Origin of the sequence: Rhodanobacter sp. ANJX3, from assembly GCF_014200755.1 — a bacterium.
Classification (GTDB): Bacteria; Pseudomonadota; Gammaproteobacteria; order Xanthomonadales; family Rhodanobacteraceae; genus Rhodanobacter.
Genome location: NZ_JACHCM010000003.1, coordinates 727,831 through 736,705, shown reverse-complemented (window position 1 = coordinate 736,705; position 8,875 = coordinate 727,831). Strand labels below are relative to the sequence as shown.

The window sequence follows — 8,875 nt, the reverse complement described above, 5'->3', positions numbered from 1 at the left end:
GCGCGACTGGCTGAACTCAGGGCCGGAATCGGCAACCTGTTTCTGGATAGACGACCTCGGCCTTCCACGCCGAGGTCCGTCAAAATATCCAAGACGCGCTACCCCGTGAATCGAAAGGCTGCTCCGCTTAAGTGAACAGCATTACGGGTTCGCCCGGGCTTTTTTATGCCGCTTTCCAGTTGATGGGTTTCTTCGATAGGCAGCCGGTTCAGCGGCTCAACGCAGGGCAGCAGAAAGCCGCTGCTCGAATGCATCGTCGTCGTTTTCCGCCAGCAGCATCTCGACCTGCGTTAGCGTGGCGCGCCGCATCGGCGTGTCGTCGGCGCGGCGGTCCAGCGGCGCCTGCCGCAGCGAGTCGCGGGGCAGTACCGTCAGATCGAACGGCAGCTCGTCGGCGGCAAACAGCAGCACGGGAAATTCCGACTGCTCCTCGCGCGTGGTGCGCAGCCGGCGCGTCTGGGTTTCGATCGGCACGCCGTTGTCGAACAGATAGCGGCCTACGGCCTCGGGATCGTCGCTGAAAACGTGCAGGCAGACGGCCGAATGGGTGTCGGCCGTGCCTTCGAGCACGGCACCGACAAGGCGTGGTTCGAAGGCGGAGAGAAAGCGCATGGCTTCCACCGCCGCCTCGCGGCGTTGCCGCAGCGATTTGGGCTGGCTATCGCCCAGAAACAGCCGCTGGTGTTCGCGCAACGCTTCCTCGATTTCCAGATTGCGCGGTAGTGCCTGGGTATCGAGAATGCCGAGCCGTTCGGCTGCTTTGAGTTTGGCGTGGTGAAAATCGCGGATGCCGTGCTCGCTCATCAGGCGAGCGGCTTCCTGGGCTATGCGCAGACGGGTGCGCTGCAGCCGGTCGTGCGCGTGGATGCGGTGGTGTTCGCCTCGGGACATGACACGCTCCTCATCGTTGGATGGCCTGCCGCTCGGCGCCGATGGCATGGCGCAGGCAGCATGGCGATTTAGAAAATATCGTAGGCGTGCTGCTGGTCCTCTTCTTTCTGCTGTGTGGCCTGCGTGCGCAGGCGGTCGACATCCTCCACCTTGAAAATCTCGTTCATGCCGTTGGGGTCGTCCGGCGTGGTCGGCAAGCCGCTGTCGCGGTTGATGAATACCGTACTGATCCCTGGCGGCATTGGCAACGTGTTCATCGGCAGGCCTTTGAGCACCTCGCCCATGTAGTCCATCCAGATCGGCAGCGCGGCCTTGGCGCCGAATTCGCCGTGGCCCAACGAGGCGTAATCGTCGAAGCCCACCCATACCGCCGTGGAAAGGTCGCCGTTGAAGCCGACGAACCAGGCGTCGCGGTGATCGTTGGTGGAGCCGGTCTTGCCGGCTAGATCGGTGCGGTTGAGCGATCTGGCCGCCGAGCCGGTGCCGCGCAGGATCACGTCCTTCATCAGCGAGGTAAGCAGATAGTCATTGCGGATGTCGATGACATGCGGTGCCAGCACCGGCGGGTGCGCGTTCTGGTTGTGTACGTCGGCCGGCAGCACGGCGATGCCCACGCCGTCCACGCTGCTGCCCGAGGCGGGCGCTGCGCTGGTCGCCACGGGAACATCGTTGGCCGGCGTCTTGAGCATGTCGGCCGGCGGCGGTCCGGGCGGGCTGGTGTCGAGCAGGCGTTCCTGGCAGCCGCCGCAGGCGCGGGCCGGATTGGCCAGGTACACCGGTTTGCCGCTGCGGTCGTCGATTTCGCTGATGAAGTAGGGCGTGACCAGATAACCGCCGTTGGCGAACACGGCATAGCCGCGCGCCATGCTCATTGGCGACACCGAGGCCGTACCCAGGGCCATCGACAGATTGGGTGGAATCGCGTCGAGCGGGAAGCCGAAGCGGGTCACGTAGTCGCGCGCATAGCGCACGCCGATGGCGTCCAGCAGGCGCACGGAAACGAGGTTCTTGGACTGCACCAGCGCCTCGCGCAGGCGCATCGGGCCGGCAAACTTGCCGTCGTCGTTGGACGGCGTCCAGATGCCGCCGGGGCGAGAGGGATCGGGCAACGCCAGCGGTGCGTCGTTGATGATCGAGGACGGGGTGAAGCCACGTTCGAAGGCGGCAGAGTAGAAATAGGGCTTGAAGCTGGAGCCCGGCTGGCGCGCTGCCATCACTGCGCGGTTGAATTTGCTCAGCGAAAAGTTGAAGCCGCCGACCAGCGCACGAATGGCACCATCTTCCGGACTGATCGAGGTCAATGCGGCCTGCGCGCGGGGAATCTGGTCCAACTGCCATTCGCCCTTGTCATTGCGCGACAGGCGGATCACGTCGCCGCGCTTGAGCACCTTGCTGACGGTGGTGGGCGCCGCGCCGACGCGATCGTCGTCAATGTGTGGGCGAGCCCAGCTCATCGCGGCCAGATCGAGTTTGACGTTCTGGTGGTCGGCTAGATACACGGTCGCTTCGGTCGCGTCCGCGGCGGTGACCAGGCCCGGCTGCATGCCGGAGATGCTGAAGTAACTGGACAGCACACGGTCGTAATCGGCCTGGCCGGCATCGGCGGCCAGATCCTGGTGCGCCTCGGGTCCGCGCCAGCCGTGGCGATGGTCGTAGATGCTCAGTCCATCGCGCAGCGCGTCCACAGCCGCCTTTTGGCGATCGCTTTGCAGGGTCGTTTTGACCACGTAACCTTCGGTCAGCGCCTCGTTGCCGAGCCGGTCAAGCGCCTGTCGGCGCACCATTTCGGCGAGGTAGGGCGCGTCGACCTCGATGGTCTGCTCGTGCGGAAAGGCGTGATTCGGTTCGTTGATGGCCTGCTCGTAAACTGGCTGCGTTATGTAGCCGTGCTTGAGCATCTCACCCAGCACCCAGTTGCGTCGGGCAATGCCACGGGCGGGGCTGTTGATGGGGTTGACCACGGAAGGCAGCTGAAAGGTCGAAGCGAGCAGGGCGCACTCTGCGACGGTCAGCTGATCCAGCGTCTTGCCATAGTAGTACTCGGCGGCAGCGGCCACGCCGTAGGCGCGATGGCCGAGAAACATCTTGTTGAGGTACAGCTCGAGGATTTGATCCTTGGTCAGCTCATGCTCGATACGCAGCGCGATGAAAATCTCGGTCAGCTTGCGCGAATACAGCTTTTCGGGGCTCAGAAAGATATTGCGCGCCACCTGTTGGGTGATGGTCGAGCCGCCCGGGCCCTTGTCACCGCCGGTGGCGATCACGTGCCAGCCGGCGCGGGCCAGGCCGTGCCAGTCCACGCCGGGATGATGGTAAAAATCCGCATCCTCGGCCGACAGCACGGCGTGCTTGAGCTGGTCCGGCACATCGGCGATGGCGACCGGGATGCGTCGCGTCTCGCCGAAGCTGGCGATCAGCTTGCCGTCGGCGCTTAGCACGCGCAGCGGCACCTGCATGTGGTAATCCTTCAGCACCGCCACCGCCGGCAACCGCGGCGCGATCAGCCAATAGGCCACGCCCACGGCGAGGACGGCAAGCAGCAGGCCGGAAAAAGCCAGGATCAGTGCCCAGCGCAACAATCGCTTCAGAATTCGCATGGTCGGATGGCGAGACCTAAGTCAAAACGTGCCAGAGTATAGATGTAGCGGTATTGTCTGGACGCGCAGGGCTCGGACCCGGCGGGGTTCGTCCCGGATAGCCCCATCCCGCCATTGTGGTGGACATCACGACAATTAGTTGAGAAAGTTCACGTAGACCGTTGCCATTGCGTTAATTTTTCGATTTAATGCCATTGCGCATCCCTCCAGGTTTCTGGTCAGGGGCGCCAGGGTCAGGGGGAAACACCGTGGGGCTTTTTACACCCAAGAAGCCGGCACTGATTGGTGTCGACATCAGCTCGACCGCCGTCAAGCTGCTGCAGCTCAGTCAGGCGGGCGGGCGTTTTCGCGTGGAACACTACGCCGTCGAGCCTCTGCCTCCCAATGCCGTCGTTGAAAAGAACATCGTCGAGGTCGAGGCGGTAGGCGACGCCATCCGCCGCGCGCTGGCCCGCTCCGGCTCCAAACTCAAGTTCGGGTCGGCCGCCGTGGCTGGCTCGGCGGTGATTACCCGCATCATTCCGATGGCCAGCGATCTGTCCGAGGACGACCTCGAAGGTCAGATCCAGATCGAAGCCAACCAGTACATTCCCTATCCGATCGAGGAAGTCAGCCTCGATTACGAGGTGGTCGGCCCGGTACGCGACAACCCCGATATGAACAACGTGCTGCTGGCCGCGTCGCGCACCGAGAACGTCGACATGCGCGTGGCGGCGCTCGAGTTGGGCGGTCTGACCGCCGGCGTGATCGACGTCGAGGCCTTCGCGATGGAAAACGCCTTCGCCATGGTCGCCGACCAGCTCAGCGTCGGTCGCGATGCATTAGTGGCGGTAGTGGACATCGGCGCCACCATGACGACGCTCTCGGTTCTGCGCAACCAGCGCACCATCTATTCGCGCGAGCAGGTCTTCGGCGGCAAACAGCTGACCGACGAGATCATGCGTCGCTTCGGCCTGTCCTACGAGGAAGCCGGCCGCGCCAAGCGCAAGGGCGGCCTGCCGGAGTCCTACGAAAGCGAGGCGTTGGAGCCGTTCAAGCAGTCGCTGACTCAGCAGATCAGCCGCCTGTTGCAGTTCTTCTTTGCCGGCAGCGAATACAGCAAGGTCGATCAGGTGGTGCTGGCCGGTGGCTGTGCCTCGATCGAAGGCTTGGGCGCCATGCTGGAAGAACAGCTTGGCGTGCCGTGTATCGTCGCCAATCCGCTGGCGCGCATGTCGCTGTCACCGCGCGTGCAGGCGCAGTCGCTGGCTCAGGATGCGCCGGCCTTGATGATTGCGGTCGGTCTCGCGCTGAGGAGCTTCGACTGATGGCACACGTCAACCTACTCCCGCATCGCGCTGCGCGACGCAAACAGCGCGAACGCGAGTTCTATATCCAGCTGGGCGTCGCATTTGCCGCGGCCGTCGTCTTTCTGCTGCTCTGGGGCTTCTGGATGGGCGAGCGCATCGACAACCAGAACGAACGCAATACCATGCTGCAGAACGAAATCACCCAGATCGATGTGCGGATCACCAAGATCAAGGATCTGGAAAAAGTGCGCGATCATCTTTTGGCGCGCAAGCAGATCATCGAACAGCTGCAGGCCGATCGTTCGCAGATGGTTCACCTGTTCGACGAGCTGGTCAAAACCATTCCCTCGAGCGCGCGCCTGACTGGCGTCAAGCAGGATGGGCAGTCGATGTCGCTCGACGGCGTATCGCAGTCCAACGCCAGCGTCGCCGAGTACATGAAAAACATCGAGGCCTCGCCATGGCTCGGTCATACCGAGCTGCGCAAGACCGAGAAAAGTGCGGAGGCCACGCGCATGCCTTACACGTTCGGCCTGGATATCGCGCTCAGCCGTCCCAAGGCCGATCAGGTGGCCGATTCCGGCGCTCCTGCTGGTGCGAGCACCGCGGCAACGCCGGCCAAGCCTGCCAGTACACCGGCGCAGGCGGGAGCGAAGCCATGAGTTTCTTCAATGACCTGCGCAATCTCGACCGCAACAACGTCGGCGGCTGGCCGCAGTCGGTCAAGTTGTTTTTCACCGGGCTGCTGTTTGCCGTCATCGTGCTGATCGGGTGGTATTTCTTCATCGGCGATCAGCAGGACAGCCTCACCACGCTGGCCGCCAAGGAAGACGCGCTGAAGCAGGAGTTCTCGACCAAGCAGGCCAAGGCGGTCAATCTCGAGGCGCTGCAGCAGCAGCTCGACGAAATGCAGGACATGTTGCGTCAGCTGCTGCGCCAGCTGCCCGGCAAGACCGAAATGCCCGAACTGCTGGTCGATATCTCGCAGACCGCGCAGAGCGCTGGCCTGGTGAACGAGCTGTTTCAGCCGGGTCCGGAAACACCGAAAGACTTCTACGCGGAAAAGCCCATCACCCTGCGCATGACCGGCACCTATCATCAGTTCGGCGCCTTCATCAGCGGTGTGGCTTCGCTGCCGCGCGTGGTAATTCTGACTCTGCATGATGTGTCGCTGACGCCGAAGAACGCGGGCAAGGCGGGTGCCGCGGGCGACGGCCAGCTGGTGCTGCAGGGCACGGTGAAAACTTATCGCTATCTTGACGACGAAGAGAGCTCCACCACCATCAAGGCTTCAGGCAGTACCCCGCCGGGAGCACAGAAATGAAAAAGTTCGCTGCCCTCAACTCGACCCGGACGGCGCATATTCTGCTGATGCTGGGCATTGCCCTGGTCGTCAGCGGCTGCACCCGCGGCACGTCCGATCTGCGCGACTGGATCGCGCAGGAGAAGGCCAAGAAAGGTGCGCCAATCACGCCGCTGCCGGTCATCAAGACCTTCGAATCGTTCAAGTACGACGATCAGGACAAGCGCGACCCGTTCAGTCCGAGCCTGGCCGAAAGCGAACCCAGCACGGCCAACAGCGGTCCGCGGCCGGATGCCAATCGCGCCAAAGAACCGCTGGAGATGTTCTCGCTGGATAGCTTGAAGATGGTCGGTACCGTCGGCACAGGTGCCGGCACCGAGGTGCTGATCAAGGATCCTGGTGGCGTGATCCACCGTATCCACAAGGGCGAATACATGGGCCAGAACTATGGACACGTCATCGCAATCAGCGATGACCATATCGATCTGGTCGAGCTGGTATCTAACGGTAATGGTGGCTGGATGGAACGTCCCGCCAGCATCGCCCTTGCCGGGCAATAGGAACACAGGGGCTGATGCAATGACCAATCCAATCCAATCTTTCCGGGGCCGTGTCATGCGCCATGCAAGTCACTACATCCTGATGGGCTTGCTGCTCGCCGGCGCCAGTTGGACCGGCGCTGCCTCTGCCGCCGGCACCACGCTGAAAAACATCAGCTACGAAACGCGGCCCGGCGGCAATGTCGAGCTGAAAATGGATTTCGGCAACGGCCCTGTTCCGCAACCGAAGATCTTCACTACGGGCACCCCGCCGCGCATCGCGGTGGATTTTGCCGATACCGACAATGCTTCGGCGCGGCACATCACCATCGGTCAAGGCTCCACCGCCGGCGTCTCGGCCGTTACCGCCGGTGGCCGCACCCGCGTGGTGGTCGAACTGATGCGCGAGTCCACCTATCGCTCGCGCGTCGAAGGCCACAGCCTGCTGTTGACCATCAACAACGGCACGGCCGACCAGTCGGTGACCACGGTCGCGACGATCGATCCGTCGAAGGCGCTGCCGTCGTCGATGAATGGCCCGGCCATTTCCAATATCGATTTCCGTCGCGGTCCGAACGGCGAGGGCCGCGTGCTGATCAGCTTCAGCGGTAGCGGTGCGAATGCCCAGATGACGCACAAGGGCGACCTGATCACCGTCAATATCGATCACGCTAACCTGCCACCGAATCTTGCGCAGCGCCTGGATACGCTGGACTTTGCCACGCCGGTGCAGTCCATCGTCACCAAGGTTGGCATGGGTGGCGGTGCGCATATCGAGATTGCCGTCAAGGGCAGTGTGGACACGTCGGGCTATCAGACGCCCGATCAGTACGTCGTCGAAGTATCGGCCAAGAAATCGGACGACAAAGCCGAGCGCCTCACCAAGGACGGTCAACAGCTGCCGGTCTACAGCGGCAAGCGCGCCACGTTCAATTTCCAGGACATTCCGGTGCGTTCCGCGCTTCAGCTGATCGCCGACGAATCCGGCCTCAATCTGGTCGCTTCCGACAGCGTCACCGGCGGCGTCACGCTGCGGCTGGACAACGTGCCATGGGATCAAGCGTTGGACGTGATCCTGCGCGCCAAGAGCCTGGACAAGCGTCGCGACGGCAACGTGGTGTGGATTGCGCCGCAGGCCGAACTGGCGAAGTACGAGCAGGATATCGCCGACGCGAAGCTGAAAGCGCAGGATACGGCTGAACTGATTACCGATTATGTGCCCATCAGCTATGGCAAGGCCTCAGATATTGCCAAGTTGCTGACTACCGGTAGTCTTCAGTCAACGGGTGGCGGCACCAGTACCAACGCGCAGCACGGCTTTCTGTCACCCCGTGGCAGCGTGGCTTTTGATGTCCGCACCAACACGCTTTTGTTGAATGACACGCCCGAAAAGATCAAGCAGCTACGCGATCTGATTGCCGTCTTGGACAAGCCTGTACAGCAGGTATTGATCGAATCGCGTCTTGTCGTTGCGAACGATAGCTTTACTCGCGATCTAGGTGCTCAATTCGGTATCACTGGCTCACGCCAGGTGGGAAATAAACAGGTGATCGTTGGCGGAGGCATTCCAACCACCAGCAGTGGTCAGGATTTCAATAGTGCTCCAGGTACCACTTACACCACAAACGGGCTCAACGTAAACCTTCCTCTATCCAATCCTGCCGGTAGCCTTGGTATTGGAATCATTGGAAAGAATTTTGCACTTGATCTGGAACTACAGGCAGCGCAGACCGAAGGCCGCAGTGAAGTGATTTCCAGCCCACGCGTGATCACTGCAAACCAGCAAGAGGCTGTGATCCGCCAGGGTCAGGAGATTGGCTACGTGACCTATCAGAATTCCGTCGGCGGCGGCGCTAGCGGTACTGCAACGGTGGCTTTCAAGGATGCGGTTTTGGAGTTGAAAGTTACTCCGACGATTACCGCAGACAATCGCATCTATTTGCTGATCAACGTGACCAAGGATGCGCTTGCTGGCTACATCACCGTGCCTGGTAGCGGCCAAGTGCCGACCATCAATACCAGCTCGGTGAACACTTCCGCCCTGGTCGACAACGGTCAGACTGTTGTGCTTGGCGGCATATACGAAATCAATAATTCCAATACGGTGACGAAGGTGCCGGGCTTGGGCGATATTCCTGGAATTGGCGTCTTGTTCCGAAATACCGATCGTACCAATACCAAGGCAGAACTGCTGATCTTCGTCACACCGCGCATCCTCAGCGAAACGTTGCAGTAGGGTATTCAAGCAATCAATCA

The 8,875-nt window shown here is 61.7% G+C and carries 7 protein-coding genes; 5 read left to right on the top strand and 2 right to left on the bottom strand.

From position 1 onward, the window contains the following. Positions 1–216 precede the first annotated feature (216 nt). Complete coding sequence (locus tag HDE76_RS11790; protein ID WP_179477900.1) at positions 217–891, bottom strand: hypothetical protein; 675 nt, start codon at positions 889–891, stop codon at positions 217–219. 68 nt (positions 892–959) lie between these two features. After that, positions 960–3,488 carry a penicillin-binding protein 1A gene (locus tag HDE76_RS11785; protein ID WP_179477899.1) on the bottom strand — a complete coding sequence of 843 codons (2,529 nt, stop codon included), beginning with the start codon at positions 3,486–3,488 and terminating at the stop codon, positions 960–962. Between the two features lie 248 nt (positions 3,489–3,736). Here HDE76_RS11785 and HDE76_RS11780 point away from each other — a divergent pair, with 248 nt between their 5' ends. The 5 genes from HDE76_RS11780 to pilQ are packed head-to-tail and all read left to right on the top strand — an operon-like array spanning position 3,737 to position 8,855. Continuing rightward, positions 3,737–4,795 carry a pilus assembly protein PilM gene (locus HDE76_RS11780; RefSeq protein WP_179477898.1) on the top strand — a complete coding sequence of 353 codons (1,059 nt, stop codon included), beginning with the start codon at positions 3,737–3,739 and terminating at the stop codon, positions 4,793–4,795. After that, positions 4,795–5,439, top strand: coding sequence for a PilN domain-containing protein (locus HDE76_RS11775; protein ID WP_179477897.1), 645 nt, complete (start codon positions 4,795–4,797; stop codon positions 5,437–5,439). Before HDE76_RS11780 ends, HDE76_RS11775 begins: the two co-directional genes overlap by 1 nt. Next, complete coding sequence (pilO, locus tag HDE76_RS11770) at positions 5,436–6,101, top strand: type 4a pilus biogenesis protein PilO (RefSeq protein WP_179477896.1); 666 nt, start codon at positions 5,436–5,438, stop codon at positions 6,099–6,101. Before HDE76_RS11775 ends, pilO begins: the two co-directional genes overlap by 4 nt. Continuing rightward, on the top strand, positions 6,098–6,640 hold the full coding sequence (locus HDE76_RS11765) for a pilus assembly protein PilP (RefSeq protein WP_179477895.1): 543 nt from the start codon (positions 6,098–6,100) through the stop codon (positions 6,638–6,640). The genes pilO and HDE76_RS11765 overlap by 4 nt, the downstream gene beginning before the upstream one ends. A 55-nt stretch (positions 6,641–6,695) precedes the next feature. After that, positions 6,696–8,855, top strand: coding sequence for a type IV pilus secretin PilQ (gene pilQ / locus HDE76_RS11760; RefSeq protein WP_179477894.1), 2,160 nt, complete (start codon positions 6,696–6,698; stop codon positions 8,853–8,855). Positions 8,856–8,875: the final 20 nt, after the last annotated feature.